Annotated in this window: 19 protein-coding genes and 1 tRNA gene; 15 read left to right on the forward strand and 5 right to left on the reverse strand. The window is 67.0% G+C overall.

Going from position 1 to position 19,232, the window contains the following annotated elements; translation table 11 throughout:
* Positions 1-9: 9 nt before the first annotated feature.
* Complete coding sequence (tpiA, locus tag GVN21_RS12685) at positions 10-759, reverse strand: triose-phosphate isomerase (RefSeq protein WP_166575122.1); 750 nt, start codon at positions 757-759, stop codon at positions 10-12.
* Between the two features lie 166 nt (positions 760-925).
* On the opposite strand from tpiA, the gene GVN21_RS12690 reads away from it, so the two are divergent.
* Together GVN21_RS12690 and trpE are read left to right on the forward strand one after the other, a co-directional pair.
* Positions 926-2,881 (forward strand): peptidylprolyl isomerase, encoded by a 1,956-nt coding sequence (locus tag GVN21_RS12690; protein ID WP_276608515.1) that lies wholly within the window; start codon positions 926-928, stop codon positions 2,879-2,881.
* Positions 2,878-4,422, forward strand: a complete 1,545-nt coding sequence (gene trpE, locus GVN21_RS12695; RefSeq protein ID WP_166575124.1) for an anthranilate synthase component I — start codon at positions 2,878-2,880, stop codon at positions 4,420-4,422. The genes GVN21_RS12690 and trpE overlap by 4 nt, the downstream gene beginning before the upstream one ends.
* On the opposite strand, the gene metG is transcribed toward trpE, so the two are convergent.
* Entirely contained in the window at positions 4,419-6,125 is a 1,707-nt protein-coding gene (metG, locus tag GVN21_RS12700) for a methionine--tRNA ligase (protein ID WP_166575125.1), read from the reverse strand. The two genes, trpE and metG, sit on opposite strands and share 4 nt — an antisense overlap.
* 112 nt (positions 6,126-6,237) lie before the next feature.
* Between metG and GVN21_RS12705 the strand changes: the two genes are divergently transcribed.
* From GVN21_RS12705 to GVN21_RS12720, 4 genes are read left to right on the forward strand one after another with little or no spacing between them, the layout of a single operon-like run.
* On the forward strand, positions 6,238-7,356 hold the full coding sequence (locus GVN21_RS12705; protein ID WP_240902917.1) for a polyamine ABC transporter substrate-binding protein: 1,119 nt from the start codon (positions 6,238-6,240) through the stop codon (positions 7,354-7,356).
* The gene (locus tag GVN21_RS12710) at positions 7,353-8,540 is read left to right on the forward strand and encodes an ABC transporter ATP-binding protein (protein ID WP_166575126.1); all 1,188 of its coding nucleotides are present in this window, start codon (positions 7,353-7,355) and stop codon (positions 8,538-8,540) included. Before GVN21_RS12705 ends, GVN21_RS12710 begins: the two co-directional genes overlap by 4 nt.
* Complete coding sequence (locus GVN21_RS12715) at positions 8,537-9,430, forward strand: ABC transporter permease subunit (RefSeq protein WP_166575127.1); 894 nt, start codon at positions 8,537-8,539, stop codon at positions 9,428-9,430. The genes GVN21_RS12710 and GVN21_RS12715 overlap by 4 nt, the downstream gene beginning before the upstream one ends.
* A complete protein-coding gene (locus GVN21_RS12720) occupies positions 9,427-10,224 on the forward strand; it encodes an ABC transporter permease (protein ID WP_166575128.1) in 798 nt (265 codons plus the stop codon). Before GVN21_RS12715 ends, GVN21_RS12720 begins: the two co-directional genes overlap by 4 nt.
* Here GVN21_RS12720 and GVN21_RS12725 read toward each other — a convergent pair.
* Together GVN21_RS12725 and GVN21_RS12730 are read right to left on the reverse strand one after the other, a co-directional pair.
* Positions 10,221-10,580, reverse strand: a complete 360-nt coding sequence (locus GVN21_RS12725) for a hypothetical protein (protein ID WP_166575129.1) — start codon at positions 10,578-10,580, stop codon at positions 10,221-10,223. The two genes, GVN21_RS12720 and GVN21_RS12725, sit on opposite strands and share 4 nt — an antisense overlap.
* Positions 10,581-10,694: 114 nt before the next feature.
* Complete coding sequence (locus tag GVN21_RS12730) at positions 10,695-11,009, reverse strand: polyhydroxyalkanoic acid system family protein (RefSeq protein ID WP_166575130.1); 315 nt, start codon at positions 11,007-11,009, stop codon at positions 10,695-10,697.
* Positions 11,010-11,076: 67 nt separating this feature from the next.
* On the opposite strand from GVN21_RS12730, the gene GVN21_RS12735 reads away from it, so the two are divergent.
* From GVN21_RS12735 to GVN21_RS12765, 7 genes are all read left to right on the forward strand, one after another.
* Positions 11,077-11,152 (forward strand) — tRNA-Thr (locus GVN21_RS12735).
* Positions 11,153-11,348: 196 nt separating this feature from the next.
* On the forward strand, positions 11,349-11,810 hold the full coding sequence (locus GVN21_RS12740; RefSeq protein ID WP_166575131.1) for a YaiI/YqxD family protein: 462 nt from the start codon (positions 11,349-11,351) through the stop codon (positions 11,808-11,810).
* A 45-nt stretch (positions 11,811-11,855) separates the two neighbouring features.
* Positions 11,856-12,704, forward strand: a complete 849-nt coding sequence (locus tag GVN21_RS12745) for a hypothetical protein (protein WP_166575132.1) — start codon at positions 11,856-11,858, stop codon at positions 12,702-12,704.
* Positions 12,705-12,746: 42 nt separating this feature from the next.
* Positions 12,747-13,172 (forward strand): alternative ribosome rescue aminoacyl-tRNA hydrolase ArfB, encoded by a 426-nt coding sequence (gene arfB, locus GVN21_RS12750; protein WP_166575133.1) that lies wholly within the window; start codon positions 12,747-12,749, stop codon positions 13,170-13,172.
* Positions 13,173-13,241: 69 nt separating this feature from the next.
* A complete protein-coding gene (locus tag GVN21_RS12755) occupies positions 13,242-13,748 on the forward strand; it encodes a cytochrome c family protein (protein WP_166575134.1) in 507 nt (168 codons plus the stop codon).
* 10 nt (positions 13,749-13,758) lie between these two features.
* The gene (locus GVN21_RS12760; protein WP_166575135.1) at positions 13,759-14,112 is read left to right on the forward strand and encodes a nuclear transport factor 2 family protein; all 354 of its coding nucleotides are present in this window, start codon (positions 13,759-13,761) and stop codon (positions 14,110-14,112) included.
* A complete protein-coding gene (locus GVN21_RS12765) occupies positions 14,109-14,465 on the forward strand; it encodes a nuclear transport factor 2 family protein (protein WP_166575136.1) in 357 nt (118 codons plus the stop codon). The genes GVN21_RS12760 and GVN21_RS12765 overlap by 4 nt, the downstream gene beginning before the upstream one ends.
* On the opposite strand, the gene GVN21_RS12770 is transcribed toward GVN21_RS12765, so the two are convergent.
* Positions 14,462-16,816 carry a transketolase gene (locus tag GVN21_RS12770; protein ID WP_166575137.1) on the reverse strand — a complete coding sequence of 785 codons (2,355 nt, stop codon included), beginning with the start codon at positions 16,814-16,816 and terminating at the stop codon, positions 14,462-14,464. The two genes, GVN21_RS12765 and GVN21_RS12770, sit on opposite strands and share 4 nt — an antisense overlap.
* 142 nt (positions 16,817-16,958) lie before the next feature.
* Between GVN21_RS12770 and GVN21_RS12775 the strand changes: the two genes are divergently transcribed.
* Both GVN21_RS12775 and GVN21_RS12780 read left to right on the forward strand, forming a co-directional pair.
* Positions 16,959-17,702: an ABC transporter ATP-binding protein gene (locus GVN21_RS12775; RefSeq protein ID WP_166575138.1), complete on the forward strand. Its 744-nt coding sequence runs from the start codon at positions 16,959-16,961 to the stop codon at positions 17,700-17,702.
* Positions 17,699-19,231 (forward strand): hypothetical protein, encoded by a 1,533-nt coding sequence (locus GVN21_RS12780; protein WP_346764261.1) that lies wholly within the window; start codon positions 17,699-17,701, stop codon positions 19,229-19,231. Before GVN21_RS12775 ends, GVN21_RS12780 begins: the two co-directional genes overlap by 4 nt.
* Position 19,232 lies beyond the last annotated feature (1 nt).

Here is a 19,232-nt window from a genome sequence, read left to right on the forward strand (position 1 = left end):
GGCGGCGGCTCAGGCCGCCGTGACGATCCCCAGGAAGTCCGTCGCCTTCAGCGAGGCGCCACCGACCAGGGCGCCGCCAACTTCCCGCGCCTTGAGGATTTCGCCGGCATTCGAGGGCTTCACCGAGCCGCCATAGAGGATCGGTGGAACCTTGCCGGCCTCGCCGAACAGCTCGACCAAGGTGGCGCGGATCGCCACGTGCACCTCTTCGATCTGCTCCAGGGTCGGGGTCAGGCCGGTGCCGATGGCCCAGACGGGCTCATAGGCCACCGCAAAGGCCTTGCCGGCCAGGGCTTTGGGCAGGCTACCCTTCACCTGCCCGGTGACCACCGCCAGGGTCTCGCCCGCCTCGCGCTGTGTCAGCGTCTCACCGACGCAGATGATGGGCTCCAGCCCGGCGCGCAGGGCGGCTTCCGCCTTGGCCGCGACCAGCGCGTCGGTCTCGCCATAGCCTGCCCGACGCTCGGAGTGGCCGAGGATGACAAGTTCAGCCCCTGCTTCGGCCAGCATCTCGGCCGACACATCGCCGGTGAAGGCGCCGCTTTGTTCCGCCCGGCAGTCCTGGCCGCCGACCTCGACACCGGTCCCGCCGATGACCTCCGCCATCCGGTGAACCAGCGTGCTCGGCGGGCAGAGCGCCACCCGGCAGGCCGGCGGATGGGCGTCGACCGCCGCCGCCACGGCCCGCGCCTCGTCGAGCGACACGGCCAGACCATTCATCTTCCAGTTTCCGGCGACCAGCGGGCGGGCGGACGACATGCGGCGGTTCCTCCTGAAATCAGGGGCCGGAACTAGCGGCCAAACATCGCCCTGTCACGCCCACATTCCGCCGCCCTTGCTTGCTGGATAGCGGCCCGACTATACCCGCCCTTCACGGCCGCGCGCGCGGTCCAACGTTCAAGGCTCGTCCCGCATGCTCGCCGCCATGAAGAAGCTCATGAAGTCCTGGCTCGCCGCCGGGATCCTGGGCCTGCTCATCATCACCCTGGCCTTCTTCGGCTTCAACCAGGGGACCGACCCGTTCGCCGCGATGAGCGGCGGCAACTGGATCGTCAAGGCAGGCAGCCGCGAGGCGGGTCCGGACGTCTTCAAGATGTTCTGGAACAACGAGAAGTCACAACTGGAACAGCAGTACCAGACCCAGATCCCCGACTCGGAACTGGTCAAGGCCGGGCTCGACAAGCAGTTGCTCGAGCGGTTCATGGCCTCCGAGTCGCTCGGCGCCACCCTTGAGAAGATGGGGCTCAAGGCGCCCGACGACCTGATCAATAAGGTGCTGCAGGAACAGCTGGCCCAGGTGCCTGGCCTGTTCGACCCGATCACCGGCCAGATCAACCAGCAGCGCTACGCTGAGGTGCTGCAGAACGTCGGCACGACCGAAGAGGGCCTGCGCCGCGACCTCGGCGGCAAGATCGTGCTGAACCAGTTCTACGGCTCGGTGACCGCTGGGCTCGAAATCCCGCACATCTACTCGGCCACCCGCGCCGGCTACGGCCTGGAAGAGCGTGACTTCAGCTATTTCGTGATCACTCCGCAGAGCCTGGGCCCCGTGCCGCCGCCGACCGAGGCGGAGATGGAAGCCTTCCTGAAGGCCAACGCCAGCCGGCTGATGCGCAAGGAAATGCGCGTGATCCAGGTGGTGCAGTTCCAGGCCGCCGACTATGCCGGCCAGGTGACCGCCGATCCGGCCGAGGTGCAGAAGCGGTTCGACTTCCGCAAGAAGAGCCTGTCGGCCCCTGAGCTGCGCTCCTACGTGCAGATCCCGGCCAAGAACGAACGCGCCGCCGCCGATGCCGCCGCCCGGTTGAACAAGGGTGAGGACCCGGCCGCGGTCGCCAAGACGCTGGGCGTCGAGCTGCTGAACAACAGCGACCGCCCGCGTGACGCCATCATGGACAAAGCCCTGGGCGACGCCATCTTCGCCCTGCCCTTCGGCGGCGTCAGCCCGGTGATCAAGACCGAGCTCGGCTTCGCGGTGGTCAAGATCACCAAGATCACCCCGGCCCAGACCGCCACCCTCGAAGAGCACCGCGCCGAGATCGAGAAGGACGTCATCGCCCAGGCCGCCGCCAACAAGGCCTACGCCCAGGCGACCGCCTATGACACCGCCCACGGCCAGGGCGCCACCCTGCCCCAGGCCGCAGCCAAGGTCGGCGCCAAGGTAATCACCATCGGGCCGGTCGATGACCAGGGCCGCGACCCGGCCAATCGGCCGGTCGATGTTCGCCCCGAAATCCTCAAGGCCGCTTTCGGCCTGCCGGCCGGCGCCGATAGTGGCCTGGTCGAGGTTTCGGCGGGTGACCAGTTCGCCGTGCGGGTCGAGCGCATCCTGCCGCCGGCCCCGCCGCCGCTGGCCGAGGTTCGCACCGAACTGAGCCAGCTGATGATGCGGGAAAAGGTCAACAAGGCCGTCACCGACCGCGCCAAGGCGGCCTCCGACCGGCTGCGGAAGGGCGAGAGCGTCGAAGCTGTCGCCGGCTCGCTGGGCTATTCGGTAGTCAAGCTGGAGAAGGCCACCCGGGCCAATGCCCGCGAACACATGGAAGCCCTGGGTGAGGGCGCGCTGGGCGCGCTGTACGAGGGCGCCGCAAAACAGGTTCTGTCGGTGCCTGTGCAGGGCAAGGGCATGGTGGTCGGCCGCATCGAGGCGGTCCGCTCCGGGGCACAGAACGACATCGCCATGATGGCCAGCCAGGGCCGCCAGACCTCGGCTCGCGAGGTGTTCCAGGACGCCGACGTGACCATCGGCCAGTACGCCAAGGACCGTATGAAGCCCAAGTCCAACCGCGACCGGGCGCTGCAGGCCCTGGGGCTCGATCCGGCCGACTACGCCGAGAAGAAGCCCGAGGAAGCCGGCAAGGCGGACAAGGCCAAGAAGTGACGACCCCGCCCGCGGAGCCCTCTTTCGATGACTTCGCGCGGGTCTGGGACGCCGGCCGGCCCCAGGTCGTCTGGACCCGGCTGATCGACGATCTGGAGACGCCGGTCTCGGCCTATCTGAAGATCGCGCGAGAGCGGCCGTACGCCTTCCTGTTTGAAAGCGTCGAGGGTGGGGCCTGGCGGGGGCGCTATTCCATTGTGGCGATGAAGCCGGACCTGGTCTGGCGGTGTCGCGGCGATGTGGCGGAGATCGCCACCGGGGCCGATGTCGCGGCCGGACGCTTCACTGTTCAGGACGGCGGGGCGCTGGACAGCCTGCGCGACCTGGTCGCCGCCTCGCGCATCGAGCTGCCCGCCGGCCTGCCGCCGCCCAGCGCCGGGGTGTTCGGCGCCATCGGCTATGACATGGTCCGGCTGGTCGAACGCCTGCCCGACGTGAACCCCGACCCGCTGGACCTACCCGACGGCCTGATGATCCGGCCCTCGGTAGTGGCGGTGTTCGACGCCATCGCTCAGGAGATCCTGCTGGTCGCGCCCGCCCGGCCCCGCGCCGGCGTGTCGGCGAAGCAGGCCTGGGACGAAACCCAGGTCGTGCTGGCCGAGGTGCTGGCCGACCTGGAGGGCCCGATGCCCGCCCCCGGTCCGGCGAGCAAGCCCGGCGACGTGGCCTTCGAGCCGGGCGTCAGCCGCGCCGACTACGCGACCATCGTCGACCGCTGCCGCGACTACATAGAGGCCGGGGACATCTTCCAGGTGGTGCCCAGCCACCGGTTCAGCGCGCCCTACGCCGGCGCCCCGTTTGCCCTCTACCGGTCGCTGCGCCGGACCAACCCCTCGCCCTTCCTGTTCTACCTGAACTTCGGGCCCTTTCAGCTGGTCGGCTCCAGCCCGGAAATCCTGGTCCGGCTGCGAGACAACAAGATCACCATTCGCCCCATCGCCGGCACCCGTCCCCGCGGCGCCACGCCCGAGGAGGACGCCGCGCTTGAGGCCGAACTGCTGGCCGACCCCAAGGAGCGGGCCGAGCACCTGATGCTGCTCGACCTCGGCCGCAACGACGTCGGCCGGGTGGCGCGGCTGCGCGATGAGGGCCGCAACGACGATGCGCCGTTCGGCAAGGGCCCGGCGGTGCGGGTCACCCAGAGCTTCTTCATCGAGCGCTACAGCCACGTCATGCACATCGTCTCCAACGTCGAGGGCGACGCCCCCGACGGCCTGGACCCGGTCGATGTCCTGATGGCCGCCCTGCCCGCCGGCACCCTGTCCGGTGCGCCCAAGGTGCGGGCGATGGAGATCATCGACGAGATGGAGGTCGTCAAGCGCGGCCTGACCTACGCCGGCGCCGTTGGCTATTTCGGCGCCGACGGCTCGGTGGATACCTGCATCGTGCTCCGGACCGGCCTGGTGAAGGACGGCATGCTGTACGTCCAGGCCGGCGGCGGCGTGGTCGCCGACAGCGACGCGGACGCGGAATACGAAGAGACCCTGCACAAGAGCCGAGCGCTGCGCCGGGCCGCCGAAGAGGCCTGGCGGTTCCGCTAGGCCCCGCCGAACCGCTCCGCCCACTCGGCGACCTGGTCATCTTCGATCTTCTTGAACAGCACCTCGGGCGCCCGGATCGCCCGGCCCGCTTCGATGCGGCCAAGCTCGACCGCCGCGCCTTCCGATGGCCAGGCCAGCGGCCAGGTCTCGCCGAACGCCTCGGCGATCTTCTCCGCCGCGAATGGGATGAACGGCGCCGAGAGCCGCGCGTACAGTGCCGCCAGGTTCAGCGCCGTGCGGACGATCACCGCCGCGCGGTCGCGGTCGGTCTTGATCGCCATCCAGGGGGCAGCCTCCTGCAGATACTCGTTCCCGAGCACCCACAGCGCCCGCAGCGCCTGGGCCGACTTGCGGACCTCGATCGCCTCCAGGTTGGTCGTCAGCTCACCGATACCCGCGTCGAGGTCCAGGAACAGCTTCTGCTCCAGCGCCCCCGGCTCGCCGCCCACCGGCACGACACCATCGAACTTGCTCTCGGCGAACTTGGCGATCCGGTTGACGAAGTTGCCCAGCACGTCGGCCAGGTCCTTGTTCACCGCCGACTGGAACTGTTCCCAGGTAAAGGCGGTGTCCGACCCCTCCGGCGCATTGGCCGTCAGGTACCAGCGCCACAGGTCCGGCGGCAGCAGTTCCAAGGCCGCGTCCATGAACACGCCGCGCTTCTCGGAGGTCGAGAACTTGCCCCCATACCAGTTGAGCCAGTTGAAGGCCTTCAGCCGGTCGACGGTCTTCCACGGCTCCTCGCTGCCCAGGATGGTCGCCGGGAAGCTAACGGTGTGGAAGGCGACGTTGTCCTTGCCCATGAACTGAACGTACTCGGTGTCGGTCGCGCCCTTGTCGGTCCGCCACCAGCGTTCCCAGTCCTTGCCTTCGGCCTCCGCCCACTCGACCGTGGCGCCGATGTATTCGATCGGCGCGTCGAACCAGACGTAGAAGACCTTGTCCTCGAACCCCGGCCGCGGCGCGCCGTCCTTCATCACCGGGATGCCCCAGGCGAGATCCCGGGTGATCCCCCGGTCGATCAGCCCCTCGTCCAGATGCTTGTAGGCGATAGACTTGGTCAGCAGCGGCCAGTTCGCCGAGTTGGCGTCCACCCACTCCCGAATCCGCCCCTCGAGCTTGGTCTGCAGCAGGTAGAGGTGGTTGGTGTCGCGCACCTCGATGTTCCGCGAGCCGCTGATCTTGCTGTACGGATTGATCAGGTCGACCGGGTCCAGCAGGTTGCCGCAGTTGTCGCACTGGTCCCCCCGCGCCTTCTCGAAGCCGCAGTGCGGGCAGGTGCCCTCGACATAGCGATCGGGCAAGAAACGGCGGTCGTCGATGGAATAGACCATCTTGTCCGTCCGCTCCTCGATCAGCCCCTTCGATTCCAGAACTTCGGCGAAGTGCTGGGTCAGCCGGTGGTTGGGCGGGTTGGAGCTGCGGCCGAACCAGTCGAACGACAGACCGAATGCCCGGCCGATGTCGTGCTGCAGCACATGCTGTTCATCGCAATAGGTGCGCACATCCTGGCCCGCCTCGGCGGCGGCCAGCTCTGCCGGGGTGCCGTGCTCATCGGTGGCGCAGATGTAGAGCACCTCGGCGCCGCTCGCCCGCTTGAACCGCGCGAACACGTCGGCCGGCAGCATCGAGCCGGCCAGGTTGCCCAGGTGCTTGATCCCGTTGATGTACGGCAGGGCGGAGGTGATGAGGACGCGCGTCATGGGGCGCGGATATAGGCGACTGAAGCCCGGAATGACAGTCGCGACGCAAAACCGCTTAACCCCAGGCGCGTACGCCGTATAACGCTCCCCAGGGATAGTGCTGGAGGGCGCGATGCTGGGTGCGATGACGCGGCGGTTGGCCGTGGTGGCTGTGGGTCTTGCGGTTCTGGGTCTGGCCGGCTGCGAAGGCGGCGGCGAGAAGGCCGCAGAGGCCAAGGAAATCCACGTCTACAACTGGTCGGACTACATCGACCCCAAGCTGCTGGAAGAGTTCACCGCCGAGACCGGCATCAAGGTGGTCTACGACACCTTCGACACCGCCGAGATCATGGAAACCAAGCTGATGACCGGCCAGTCCGGTTATGACGTCGCGGTTCCGGCCAACCACACCATTCCCAAGCTGATCCAGGGCAAGGCGATCGAACCCCTCGATTTCGCCCTGCTGCCCAACCGCAAGAATCTCTGGCCGGACATCGTGGCGGGCATGGAACCCTTCGATCCCGGCGCCAAATACAGCGTCCCCTACATGTGGGGCACCATGGGTATCGGCTACAACAAGGCCAAGGTGGCCGAGCGACTGCCCGGCGTCGCCCTCGACAGCTGGTCGGTCATCTTCGACCCCGCCAACCTCGCCAAGCTCAAGGATTGTGGCGTCTTTTTCCTCGATGCGCCCGAGGACATGTTCGCGGTGGTCCTGACCTACCTGGGCAAGGATCCCAATTCGACCAACCCGGCCGACTATGAGGCCGCCGCCCAGTTGCTGCTCAAGCTTCGCCCCTACGTGCGCAAGTTCCACAGCAGCGAGTACATCGAGGCCCTGGCCAACGGCGATGCCTGCGTCGTGGTCGGCTACAACGGCGACATCTTCCAGGCCCGCGACCGGGCCGAGGAGGCCAAGAACGGCGTCAACATCGGCTACATCATCCCGAAGGAAGGCAGCCAGCTGTGGTTCGACGCCATGACCATCCCGGTCGGCGGCAATCGCGAGGCGGCCCACAAGTTCATCAACTTCATGATGCGGCCGGAGATCATCGCACGCGCCTCCAACGTCACTACCTACGCCAACGGCAATCTGGCCGCCGCCGGCCTGGTGGATGCGGACATCAAGGACAACCCCGGCATCTATCCGCCGCCCGAGGTGATGAGCCGGCTGTTCACCACCAAGGCCAAGGACCAGGCGCTGATGAAGGTCGTGACCCGCCAGTGGACCAAGGTGCTCACCGGTCGATGAGCGCGGCGAAGGGGCGGCCCGCTAAAGCGGCCGGCAAACGACTCAACATCGGGGCGGTGCGATCCAGCTTCGCCCCCTGGAACGACCCGGCCGCGGTCCCGCTGGTCCGTTTCGAAGGGGTCAGCAAGCGGTTCGGCGACCACACGGCCGTCAACGACGTCTCCCTCGACATCTATCCGGGGGAGTTCTTCGCCCTGCTTGGTCCTTCGGGCTGCGGCAAGACCACCCTGATGCGGATGCTGGCCGGCTTCGAGACCCCGGACGCCGGCCGCATCACCCTGGGCGGAGAGGATCTGGCCGGCATCCCGCCGCACAGGCGGCCGGTCAACATGATGTTCCAGTCCTACGCCCTGTTCCCGCACCTCAGCGTCGAACAGAACGTCGCCTTCGGCCTCAAGCAGGAGGGCATGCCCAAGGCCGAGATCGCCGCCCGCGTCGTCGAGATGCTGGATCTGGTCAAGCTCAAGCCCTTCGCCCGCCGAAAGCCCGACCAGCTCAGCGGCGGCCAGAAACAACGCGTCGCCCTGGCCCGCGCCATCGCCCGCAAACCCAAGATGCTGCTGCTCGACGAGCCGCTGGGCGCCCTGGACAAGAAGCTACGTGAGGAGACCCAGTTCGAGCTGATGGACCTTCAGGTCGAGCTCGGCATGACCTTCCTGATCGTCACCCACGACCAGGAGGAGGCCATGGTCATGGCCGACCGCATCGCCCTGATGCGCGAGGGCGAGATCGCCCAGATCGGCCGGCCCGAAGAGGTCTATGAAACCCCCGCCAACCGCTATGTCGCCGAGTTCCTGGGCGATGTGAACCTGTTCGAGGCCAAGGTCTCGGCCATCGAGCACCCCATGGCCCGCCTGGCCGCGGCCGAGGCCACCGACGGCTTCTACGTTTTGGACGACGACTGCCCGCCGGCCGGCTCCGCTGTCAGCTTGGCGGTGCGGCCAGAGAAGATGCGGATCAGCCTCGATCCGCCGCCGGCCGGAACCCACAACGTCCTGACCGGCGAAATCTGGGACATCGGCTACACCGGCGACTGGACCAACTACATCGTTGAACTGCCGGGCGAGCGGCTGATCCGCGTGGCCCGCGCCAACGCCAGCCGCTTCGTCGACCGGCCCATCGGTTGGGACGACAAGGTCTGGGTGACCTTCGACGCCGACGCCGGGGTGGTGTTGGAGCAATGAAACGCACGCTGCCCCGGCTGTCGGCGCTGATCCCCTATGCCTGGCTGCTGGTTTTCTTCGCCCTGCCGTTCCTGCTGGTCCTGCGTCTGTCCCTCTCCGACAGCGCCCTGGCGATCCCGCCCTATACGCCGCGCATCGACTGGGGCGGCGGCATCGACGGCGTCCGGGCCTTCATCGACGCCCTCGACTTCGACACCTACAAGGCGCTGGTCGGCGACAGCCTCTACTTCAACGCCTACATTTCCAGCCTGCGCTTCGCCCTGGAGGGCACGGTGCTGGCCCTGCTGGTCGGCTATCCGATGGCTTACGGTATGGCCCGCTGCAAGCCGGGCACACGCTCGCTGCTGCTTATGGCGGTGATCCTGCCCTTTTGGACCAGCTTCCTGATCCGGGTCTACGCCTGGGTCGGCATCCTCAAGCCGCAGGGCCTGCTGAATGCGGGTCTCGGCCTCCTCGGACTGCCCGACGCCGACCTGCTCTACACCCCCGCCGCCGTCCAGATCGGCCTGGTCTACAGCTACCTGCCCTTCATGGTGCTGCCGCTCTACGCCGCTCTGGAAAAACAGGACCACACCCTGCTGGAGGCCGCCGCCGATCTCGGCTCCCCGCCCTGGAAGAGCTTCTGGCAGGTCACCTTCCCGCTCTCAATTCCCGGGGTCATCGCCGGCTGCCTGCTCTGCTTCATCCCGATGGTCGGTGAGTTCGTCATCCCCGACCTGCTCGGCGGGCCGGGTTCGTTGATGATCGGCCGCTCGATCTGGATGGAGTTCTTCGCCAACCGCGACTGGCCCTTCGCCTCGGCGGTGGCCATTGTCCTGTTGATCACCCTGGTCGTACCGATCGTCCTGTACCAACGCCAGCAGGTGAAGGCCCTGGAGGCCGGCCGATGAGGCGCGGGCCCTCCCCCTTCAACCTGGTCAGCATGACGGTCGGCTTCGCCTTCCTCTACCTGCCGATCCTGTTGCTGGTGATCTGGTCGTTCAACGCCAGCAAACTGGTTACCGTCTGGGGCGGCTTCTCGACCAAATGGTACGGGACCCTGTTCCAGAACGACCAGCTGATGGCCGCCGCCTGGGTGACCATCCGCGTGGGCCTGATCAGCGCTACCCTGGCCACCGTCCTTGGAACCCTCGCCGCCGTCGCCCTGACCCGCCACGGCGCCTTCCGGGGCCGCACCCTGTTCTCAGGCATGTCCTATGCGCCGCTGGTCATGCCCGAGGTGATCATGGGCCTGTCGCTGCTCTTGCTGTTCGTGGCGCTGGGCATCGATCGCGGCATCCTGACCGTCACCCTGGCCCACACCACCCTGACCATGGCCTACGTTACGGTCGTGGTGCAGTCGCGCCTGGCCACCTTCGACCGATCCCTGGAGGAAGCCGCCCAGGATCTCGGCGCCACCCCGACCCGCGCCTTCTGGCAGGTCACCCTGCCCAACATCCTGCCCGCCGTCCTGGCCGGCTGGATGCTGGCCTTCACCCTGTCGCTCGATGACCTGGTGATCGCCAGCTTCACCAGCGGCCCCGGCTCCACCACCCTGCCGATGCGGATCTACAGCCAGGTGCGGTTGGGCGTCTCGCCGGAGATCAACGCCGTCTGCACCCTGTTGATCGGGGCAGTGACGATCGGCGTCATCTGCTGGTCGATTGGCATGAAGTGGCGGGAGCGGACGGCCACTCCGGCCTAGTTGCTCCGGCTTCCGGAGAATCGAAGCTCGACCGGCCCGCCCTCGATCATTGCCCGGCAGACCAGTTCGTGGACGATCGATCCATCCTCGGAGATTTTCAGGTCGCAACGACCCTTGCCTGGAAACTCGCTGACTTCGCCGGCCCTGCCCTGAAGCACCCGGTCGACTTCCAGCCAGTACTCGGTTCTTTTCGGCTGATCGTCATTGCCGCCGGAAAAGCTGGTCATGGTGTCTTCGTCCACCACCGCGCCGAAATTGGTCCGGCCGTTGGCGCGGAAGTGCATGTAGATGACGCTTTCGCAGGCCACGGTCTTGCCCGCCGAAGTCAGCTTGCAGTCGCCGCGGAAGCCCGCCATGTCAACTCCGGCGCCGGGTTGCTCCTGAGCGAGCGCGGAGCTCGCAAGCATGACGGCCGCTGTCAGCCCGATACCGATGACGCGCATGTGGGTCCCCCTTAAAAAGCTGACAGCCTACTTCTTCTTGTTCTCGAGCAGAAGCTGGCTTTCCTTCTCCACCTTACCCCGTATCTTGCTGGCCAGCATTCCCAGGAAGCCCGGCAACACGATCTCCAGCCGGATCGCCTCTTCCAGCACATCCAGTGTCCCGGTGATCGTCTGGCCCATGGCCACGGCGCGGAAGGCCATCCGGTCGCCGTCCCAGGTCTTGTCGACCTGCGCCTGCTTGGCAAACTGTTGCTCGATCTTGACGAAGCCGGTCTCGAGGCGCCGCCGCGCCTCGTCCTTGCCGAGCTGATGGGGAATGTTGATGGTCAGAGGCTGGGACAACGGGGCTTCCTGTTTGACGCGACGCGAGCTTTGTCGCATTTGGGCGCCCGTGCCTGCCTCGGCAAGCGCCGGCTTAGCTCAGATGGTAGAGCAGCGGTTTTGTAAACCGAAGGTCGCGGGTTCGATCCCTGCAGCCGGCACCAACTAGCCTCGCGCCCCACCGGTGGTGAGATTCCACACCATGGCGTCGAAATTGGCGATCATACGGCGGAAGAACTTACGCATCCTCGATGCTCCCGGCAGGCGCCCAAGGCGCGGGATGCAGGCCAAACGCAGCCGTTAACGATTGGTTGCCGCCCCGCTGGTTGCCCCGATCGGCCGGGCCTGCTTTGAAGGGCTATGGTCGATCCCATACGCATCTTCCTCGACGCCGACGCCTGCCCGGTGAAGGATGAGGCCTACAAGGTCGCCGGCCGGTATGGGCTGAAAACCTTCGTGGTCTCCAACAGCTTTATGCAAGTTCCCGCCTCGCCGCTGATCGAACGGGTGATCGTCGATGCCGGCCCTGATGTCGCCGACGCCTGGATCGCGGAGCGCTGCGGCCCCCGCGACGTCGTGGTGACCAACGACATTCCCCTGGCGGACCTCTGCCTGAAGGCTGGGGCTCAGGTGTTGAAGCCCAACGGCCAGCCCTTCACACCCGATAGCATCGGCTCGTCGCTGGCCACCCGCTCGATCATGGAGCACATCCGATCAACGGGCGAATTTACCGGCGGTCCGGCTCCCTTTGGCCGCAGCGATCGCTCCCGCTTCCTTCAGGCCCTGGATGAGGCGATCAACAAGGCGCGGCGTCGGCTCTGACGTCTGCCGAATCGGATTGTATGGTGGCTGCTCTTTGGGGGGCATATGGCGAGAACTCCGGACTTCGAGATCGGCCAGACCCTGCTTCGAGCGGGCGGCATGTGGCGGCGCAACCTGCTGAAGCTCGGCGGCGTCATCCTGGCCTTCTCGGCCGTCGGCGGCGCCATCCAGGTGGGGGTTACCGCGCTCAACGGCGGCTTTGCGTCCGCCGGCGTGCCCGCCGAGCCGAGTTCCACCGGCTCGATCGTCGGGGCCATCGTTTCATTGGCCATGGCCCTCGTCATCGGGGCGCTCATCGGCGGGGTCAACGGCCACGCGTCGGAGGCCGAAGTGCGCGGCGAGAAGGCGACCTTCGTTGGCGGCTGGAACGCCGCGTGGCGCAATTTCCTGCCCCAATTGGGCATTCAGCTGATCCTTGGCGTCCTGTTCGTGATCGCCGCCTTCGTTTCCGCCCTTTTCGGAATCTTCTTCATTGTCCCCTTCCTGGTTTCCCTTGCCCTGATCATCGCCTTCCTGGGCCTCGCGCCGATGATCCAAGTCGCGGAGCGCCAGGGCGTGTTCGCCTCTCTGAGCGCGAGCATCAACGCAGGCGAAGGTAACCACCTGAAGATGCTGGGCTACTACATCATCGCCTACATCGGTGCGGTGGTGGGGCTGCTGATCGCCTATCTGGTGATGGCCCTCCTCATGGGATTGGCATTTGGCGCGGCGGGATTGACCGGGGCGTTCGACACCGATGGTGAGTTCCCCATCGGGATCGTCCTGTTCGCAGTTCCACTCTATCTGGTTTTCAGCGCCGCGATCCCGCTGGCGGCCGGCGCCGTCCCCGGATCGGTCTACGTGTCGCTCCGCAAGCACCGCAGTCAACATGCGGTCAGCAGCGTCTTCGACTGACGGCCTTTGCGGACGTGGCGGCTCAGGCTATCTGACGCTGGCATGATCCCCGTCACCCCCGCCATCAGCCTGGACGACAGCGAGGTGACGTTCAGCTTCATCCGCGCCTCGGGCCCGGGTGGCCAGAACGTCAACAAGGTGGCCACGGCGGTTCAGCTGCGCTTTGACGCCCGTAACTCCCCTGCCCTGCCCGACCCGGTGCGGGCGCGCCTGGAGAAGCTGGCCGGCTCCCGACTCACGCTGGCCGGTGAGATCGTGCTGACCGCGAACCGCTTCCGCACCCAGGAGCGCAATCGCGCAGACGCCGTCCAGCGCTTGGTCGCCTTGATCGCCAAGGCGGCGGAGCCGCCCCCGCCACCGCGCCGTCCGACGCGACCGACCCGCGCCTCGAAGGAACGGCGGCTGACCGGCAAAGCGCGGCGCGGCTCGATTAAAGCCGGCCGAGGCCGTCCGGCGGGAGATGAATAGATAACGTCGTTGTTCAATTGAAAGCGCGCCGACAACGGCCTAGATTCACACGCAAGTCAGGGGATTGAGATGCGGACGATTGGTGTACTGGTGATGGCCCTCGGGGCTTGCGCCCTGGCGACGGCCTGCAGCCCGGTCACGGAGGCCCCGGCGGAAAGTGCAGCCGCGCCGGCTGCGGCTCCGCCCGCGCCCAAGCTGACGGACGCTGAAAAGCAGGCCATTCTGGCCAGCCTTCCGGCGCCCTACAACACCGGCAACCTGGCCAACGGCAAGACCCAGTTCGCCCTCTGCCAGTCCTGCCACACTATCACCGAAGGCGGTCCGAACCGAACCGGCCCTAACCTTCACGGGGTCTTCGGCCGCACGGCCGGCACGCACGAGGGCTTCAAGTACTCCGACGCCGTCAAGGCGGCCGGCTTCAAGTGGGACGCCGAGAAGCTGGACGCCTGGCTGGCCGACCCGCGCGGCTTCCTGCCCGGCAATCGGATGAGTTTCGTCGGCATCAAGGACCCGCAAAAACGGATCGACCTGATTGCCTATCTGAAGGTGGAAACCGGCTTCCAGCCGGCAAAGTAGACGGAGCGTCATGGACGCGCGGAAGGCCTTACTCACGCGCTTCTACAAGGCCCTCGACCAACGGGACGTCGAGGGCATCGTCGCCACATTGCATCCTGACGTAGACTTTCCTGACCAGATCGACGGCGGCCGCCGGCGGGGCGTGGCAGCGCTCCGCGACTACTGGACCAACGCCTTCACGATGATCCACGCGATCAGCACCCCGTCTGCCTTCAAGGCGTTGGGTGACAGCGCGATGCTCGCGACGGTGCATCATCACGTCAGCAGCCTGGCCGGAAAGCTCTGGTACGAAGGCACTGTGCAGTACCGGTTCGAGTTTCGGGACGGACTGATTGTCCGGATGGATCAGGTGGAAGGGCAATGACGTCGGTCGAGGCCTATAAGGCGGTGCTGGAACCGCTCTATGAGGCCTTCAACCGCCAGGACGTGCCGGCGATGCTTGAGGGCCTCGACCCTGGAGTGGAGTGGCGGGATGTGCTCAACGGCGTGCAGATCAAGGGCCGGGCGGCAGTTGAGGCCTATTGGCTCGGGCAGTTCGAAATCGTGCGGACCGAGTTGAGCCCCCTGACATACACATCTCTCCCGGACGGCCGGGTGGAAGTCGACGTCGATCAAACCGTTCGCAGGCTCGATGGCGGGCTTTGGGCCAATCAGCGGGTAACCCACACCTACACCTTCAGTCCTGACGGCCTGATCCTGAGGATGGATCCCAGTTAGATCAACAGATCGGCACAAGCATCTAGAATCGCGTCGAAATTCAGCCGGTATTTGGCGTAGAGGTCGGGCAGGTCTCCCGACTGCCCGAAGGTCTCCATTCCCAGAGCCCGAACCCGCTGCCCTCGCACGGACCCCAGCCATGAGAGGGCCGCGGGCGACCCGTCCAGCACGGTGACCAGCACCGCATCGGGGGCCAGGTCGGCCAGGAGCCGCTCGGCCGTTGAGCTCCGCGCCTCCCCGCCCGTCCAGCGCGCTCGCCCGGCGGCCGTCCAATCGGCGTGCAGCACGTCGGGCGACGTCACCGCGAGCAATCCGGCCTCCGGCATATCCTCGACGATGGCCTCGAAGGCGGCCAGGGCCTCCGGCGCGATCGCACCGCTGTAGACCAGCGCCATCCGGGCGCCCGGCTCCGGGGGCCGCATCCAGTATGCGCCGTCGATCGTCCCCTCTCGCCAGGCGTCATCGGACCGCTCCGGCTGCGCCAGAGCGCGGGTCGACAGGCGTAGGTAGGTGGAGCCGCCATCCTCCCGTTGGATGCGGTCGAAGGCGTGCGCCATCAGCACCGCCGTCTCGTCGGCGAACGCCGGCTCGTAGCTGTCCAGCCCCGGCTGGCTCATCCCGATCAGGGGCGTGCCGATCGACTGGTGCGCCCCGCCCTCCGGCGCCAGGGTCAGGCCGCTGGGCGTCGCCACCAGCAGGAAACGGGCGTCCTGGTAGCAGGCGTAGTTCAGGGCATCCAAGCCGCGGGCGATGAAGGGGTCGTACAGGGTGCCGACCGGGAACAGCCGCTCCCCGAACACAGAGGCGCTCAGCCCCAGCGCCGCCAGGGCGATGAACAGGTTGTTTTCGGCGATGCCGAGCTCGACATGCTGGCCCGTTTCGGCCATCGCCCAGACCTGGGCGGAGGGGATGCGCCGGTTCTTGAACACGTCCTCATGCGCTCGTCGGTGGAACACGCCCCGCCGGTTCACGAACCCACCCAGGTTGGTCGATACCGTAACGTCTGGCGAGGTAGTCACCACCCGGCCCGAAAAATCGTCTGTCCGCTTGGCGATCTCGAACATCACCTTGCCGAACGCTGCCTGGGTCGAGGCCTCCCCGCCGCCCTCGACCGCCTTCAGCAGCTCGTCCGCCGTCGGCAGGGCCACCGTCGGCGCGACCTTCCTGCCATCCTTGCGGGCCGCGAACGGCGCGGTGTCCACCACATGCCGCAGGGCGGCCCGCTCATTGTCGCCCAAACCGGAGAAGATGTCCCACTCCTCGCCCTCGACCACGCCCAGCCGCCCGCGCAGCTCGGCGATCTGTGCGGGAGTCATCAGGCCCGAATGGTTGTCCTTGTGCCCCTGGAACGGCAGCCGCCAACCTTTCACCGTGTAGGCGATGAAGAACCGCGGCGCATCGTCCTCCGCCGCCCGCTCGAAGGCCTCGAGAATGGTCTCCAGGCAGTGGCCGCCCAGTTCGGTCATCACCAGGGCCAGGTCGGCGTCGCCATAGCCTTCGATCAGTTTCAGCGCCTTGGCATCCCCCGCCAGATCGGTGGTGAGACGCTCGCGCCAAGCGGCGCCGCCCTGATAGGTCAGCGCCGAATAGAGGTCGTTCGGCGCGGTCTCGATCCAGTTGCGCAGCGCCTCGCCGCCCGGCCGGGCGAAGGCGGTCAGCTGGCGTTTGGACCACTTCAGCGTCTCGACCCGCCACCCGGCCGCCTCAAAGATCTCGCCGTAACGGGTGAACATCCGGTCGGAGGTGGTCGCGTCCAGGCTCTGGCGGTTGTAGTCGACGATCCACCAGGTGTTGCGCAGGTCGTGCTTACAGGCCTCGATCAGGGCCTCGTAGATGTTGCCCTCGTCCAGCTCCGCATCGCCCAGCAGCGAGATCATCCGCCCCATGGCGTCGGGCTTCACCGCCCCCCGCGCCGCCAGGTAGTCCTGCGTCAGGCTGGCGAAGGCGGTCATCGCCACACCCAGCCCCACCGATCCGGTGGAGAAATCCACGTCGTCGATGTCCTTGGTCCGCGACGGATAGGACTGCGCGCCGCCCAGGCTGCGGAAGCGTTGCAACTGGTCGGTCGTCTGTCGGCCAAACAGATATTGGATGGCATGGAAAACCGGGCTGGCGTGCGGTTTGACGGCGACCCGGTCCTGCGGCCGAAGGCTGCGGAAATACAAGGCGGTCATCAGGGTGGTCATCGAGGCGCAACTGGCCTGGTGCCCTCCCACCTTCAGTCCGTCACGGCTCTCACGCAGATGGTTGGCGTTGTGGATGGTCCAGCTGGCCAGCCAGAGCACCCGCTCCTCCAGCCGGCGCAACAGGGCGATGTCCTGCCGTTCCGCGGTCGCCAGCCCGTCATCCATGCTCAAACGCCATCCAATGCCGAAGAATTCGACCCTTCATAGGGCCGCCCGTCGGCAAACGCTACCAGGGCGACATCCGCCTAGCGACCGCGACGGCCATGGGCGATAACAGAGGCCTTCGTTCCAGAGGTTGTGCCTGCCCGTGACCGACGCCCTTGTACTGAGCCGCCTGAACAAGACCTTCGGGACAAAGGCCGCCGTTTCGGATCTCGACCTGACCGTCCGCTCCGGCGAGCTCTACGCCCTGCTCGGCCCTAACGGCGCCGGCAAGACCACGACCCTGCGAATGGTCGCCGGGCTGCTCAGCCCCACCAGCGGTTCGATCAGCGTGTTCGGGGTCGATGCCTTGAAGGACCCCGCCGACGCCAAGGCGATGATCGCCTGGGCTCCGGACGAGCCGATGCTCTACGACCGGCTCAACCCGATGGAATACCTGGAGTTCGTCGCAGGCCTGTGGGGCGTGGATGGCAAGACGGCGCGGGCGCGGGCCGAGGAACTGCTCAAGTGGCTCGGCCTTTGGGAGGAGCGCACCCAGCGGTGCGAGGGCTTCTCTCGCGGCATGAAGCAGAAGACGGCGCTGGCCGGGGCGCTGATCCACGAGCCGCGCCTGCTGATGCTCGATGAGCCTCTCACCGGCCTTGACGCGGCCATGGCCCGCCAAGTCAAGGACGTACTCCAGGAAAAGGTATCCCAGGGCGCCACCGTCATCCTGACCACCCACATCCTCGAGGTGGCCGAGCGGATGGCCGACCGTATCGGCATCATTCAGCATGGCAAGCTGCGCGCCGAGGGCAGCCTGGAAGAGCTCCGCGCCCTGGCGGGCGGCGGCCGCGAGACGCTGGAGGACCTGTTCCTTCAATTGACCGGAGAGGCGGCCCAGCCGTGATCTTCAAGGCCGGTTCTATCCCCTGGCTGCTGGGCCACGAGATGCGCCTCGCCTTCCGCGAAGGGCGCAATAAGACCCAGATGATCATCTCGATCGTCGCTCTGGCGATCGGGTTTCTGTTCCTGCTGGCGCTCGGCACGGGCCTCGGTCTGGCGCTGCGCGAACTCGACTGGGCCATGACCCCGGCGGCCGCCGCCGTGATTGGGGGCGTGGCCTTCGTGGTCTTCACCTTCATGCTGTCGATGGCCTTGGCCGCCGCGGCTCAGGCGCTTTACGTGCGCGGCGACCTCGACCTGCTTTTCTCCTCGCCTCTGCCGCCGCGAACGGTGCTGACGGTGCGGTTCCTGGCCATCGCCTTCAACGTCTCGCTGATCCCTTTCTTCCTGCTGGCCGGGGTGCTGATCCCGGTCGCCATCCTGGGCACGCCTCAGTGGCTGGGCGCCCTGGCGCTAGTGGCCGCCATGGGGTTGATGGCCGCCGCGCTCGGGCTGCTGCTGGCCATGGCCCTGTTCCGTGTTCTGGGCCCTCGCCGCACCCGAACGGTGGCGCAGGTCCTCGCCGCTCTGGTCGGCGCCGGGGTCTTCCTGCTGTTCCAGAGTGGCAACTTGATCGACCGGGATCGTCAGGACGGCATGGCCGACCAGATCGAGGCCATGATCCGGGGAACCGTGACCATCCAGCTGCCACCCTTCGCGGACTGGCCGGCCCGCGCGGCGGTGGGCGAGCCCCTGCCTCTGCTGGTCATTGTCGGCTTGGCGGTGGCTCTGTTCGTGCTGGTCAACCAGAGCCTGGGCCGTCGCTTCGCCAAGGACGCCGCCTCGGCCATCGGCGCCAATACCGTGGTCCGCCGCCGCGCCATGGCCGGCGACTTCGCCCACGGGACCTTCGCCGCCACCCTGCGCAAGGAGCTGCGCGTCCTGCTGCGCGACATCGCCCTGATGTCTCAGGTGCTGCTGCGGGTGCTGTTCCTGCTTCCCCTCGGCTTCATCATGGTCCGCAACGCCAGCGAGGGAGCCAACGTCCTGCTGCCTGGCGGAGCGGCCGCGCTCAGCTTCATCGCCGGCCAGGTTACCGCCAGCCTGGCCTGGATCACGATCTCGGCCGAGGAGGCGCCGGACCTGCTGGTCTCCTCCCCCGCTCCGGTCCGCGACCTGAATCGCGCAAAGCTGTGGGCCGCCCTGATCCCGACCGCCGCCCTGCTGGTCATCCCGCTTGGCCTGCTGGCCTGGTTCGCCCCTGTCGCGGCCCTCGCCGCCGCCCTGGGGTCGTTCGCCTCCGCCTGGTCGGCCGGCATGATCAGCATCTGGCATCAGCGCCCTGGCCGCCGCGCCGATTTCCAGCGCAAGGGCAACCTTCACTGGCTGATCGTCATAGCCATCATGATCATCCAGGCCTTGATCGGCTTCGCCACCTTCCTGGCCGCCTGGCTTCTGACATGGGCGATTATCCCGGCGGTGTTGGCAGGGGTGTTCACCCTGGCCCTTCGGCGGTCGGACGCGCAGATTCTGGCGGCCTTGCGGGAACGGTGAG

Source organism: Caulobacter sp. SLTY, assembly GCF_009905535.1.
In the GTDB taxonomy this organism is placed as follows: domain Bacteria; phylum Pseudomonadota; class Alphaproteobacteria; order Caulobacterales; family Caulobacteraceae; genus Caulobacter.

Bases quoted from the DNA above. Each gene is read 5' to 3' on its own strand.
- GVN21_RS12770 (WP_166575137.1), bottom strand. From the start codon at position 16,816: ATGGATGACGGGCTGGCGACCGCGGAACGGCAGGACATCGCCCTGTTG.
- GVN21_RS12705 (WP_240902917.1), top strand. From the start codon at position 6,238: ATGCTGGGTGCGATGACGCGGCGGTTGGCCGTGGTGGCTGTGGGTCTT.
- GVN21_RS12760 (WP_166575135.1), top strand. From the start codon at position 13,759: ATGGACGCGCGGAAGGCCTTACTCACGCGCTTCTACAAGGCCCTCGAC.
- arfB (WP_166575133.1), top strand. From the start codon at position 12,747: ATGATCCCCGTCACCCCCGCCATCAGCCTGGACGACAGCGAGGTGACG.
- tpiA (WP_166575122.1), bottom strand. From the start codon at position 759: ATGTCGTCCGCCCGCCCGCTGGTCGCCGGAAACTGGAAGATGAATGGT.
- GVN21_RS12755 (WP_166575134.1), top strand. From the start codon at position 13,242: ATGCGGACGATTGGTGTACTGGTGATGGCCCTCGGGGCTTGCGCCCTG.
- GVN21_RS12725 (WP_166575129.1), bottom strand. From the start codon at position 10,580: ATGGCGGGCTTCCGCGGCGACTGCAAGCTGACTTCGGCGGGCAAGACC.
- GVN21_RS12740 (WP_166575131.1), top strand. From the start codon at position 11,349: ATGGTCGATCCCATACGCATCTTCCTCGACGCCGACGCCTGCCCGGTG.
- GVN21_RS12715 (WP_166575127.1), top strand. From the start codon at position 8,537: ATGAAACGCACGCTGCCCCGGCTGTCGGCGCTGATCCCCTATGCCTGG.
- GVN21_RS12745 (WP_166575132.1), top strand. From the start codon at position 11,856: ATGGCGAGAACTCCGGACTTCGAGATCGGCCAGACCCTGCTTCGAGCG.
- GVN21_RS12765 (WP_166575136.1), top strand. From the start codon at position 14,109: ATGACGTCGGTCGAGGCCTATAAGGCGGTGCTGGAACCGCTCTATGAG.
- GVN21_RS12720 (WP_166575128.1), top strand. From the start codon at position 9,427: ATGAGGCGCGGGCCCTCCCCCTTCAACCTGGTCAGCATGACGGTCGGC.
- GVN21_RS12690 (WP_276608515.1), top strand. From the start codon at position 926: ATGAAGAAGCTCATGAAGTCCTGGCTCGCCGCCGGGATCCTGGGCCTG.
- GVN21_RS12710 (WP_166575126.1), top strand. From the start codon at position 7,353: ATGAGCGCGGCGAAGGGGCGGCCCGCTAAAGCGGCCGGCAAACGACTC.
- metG (WP_166575125.1), bottom strand. From the start codon at position 6,125: ATGACGCGCGTCCTCATCACCTCCGCCCTGCCGTACATCAACGGGATC.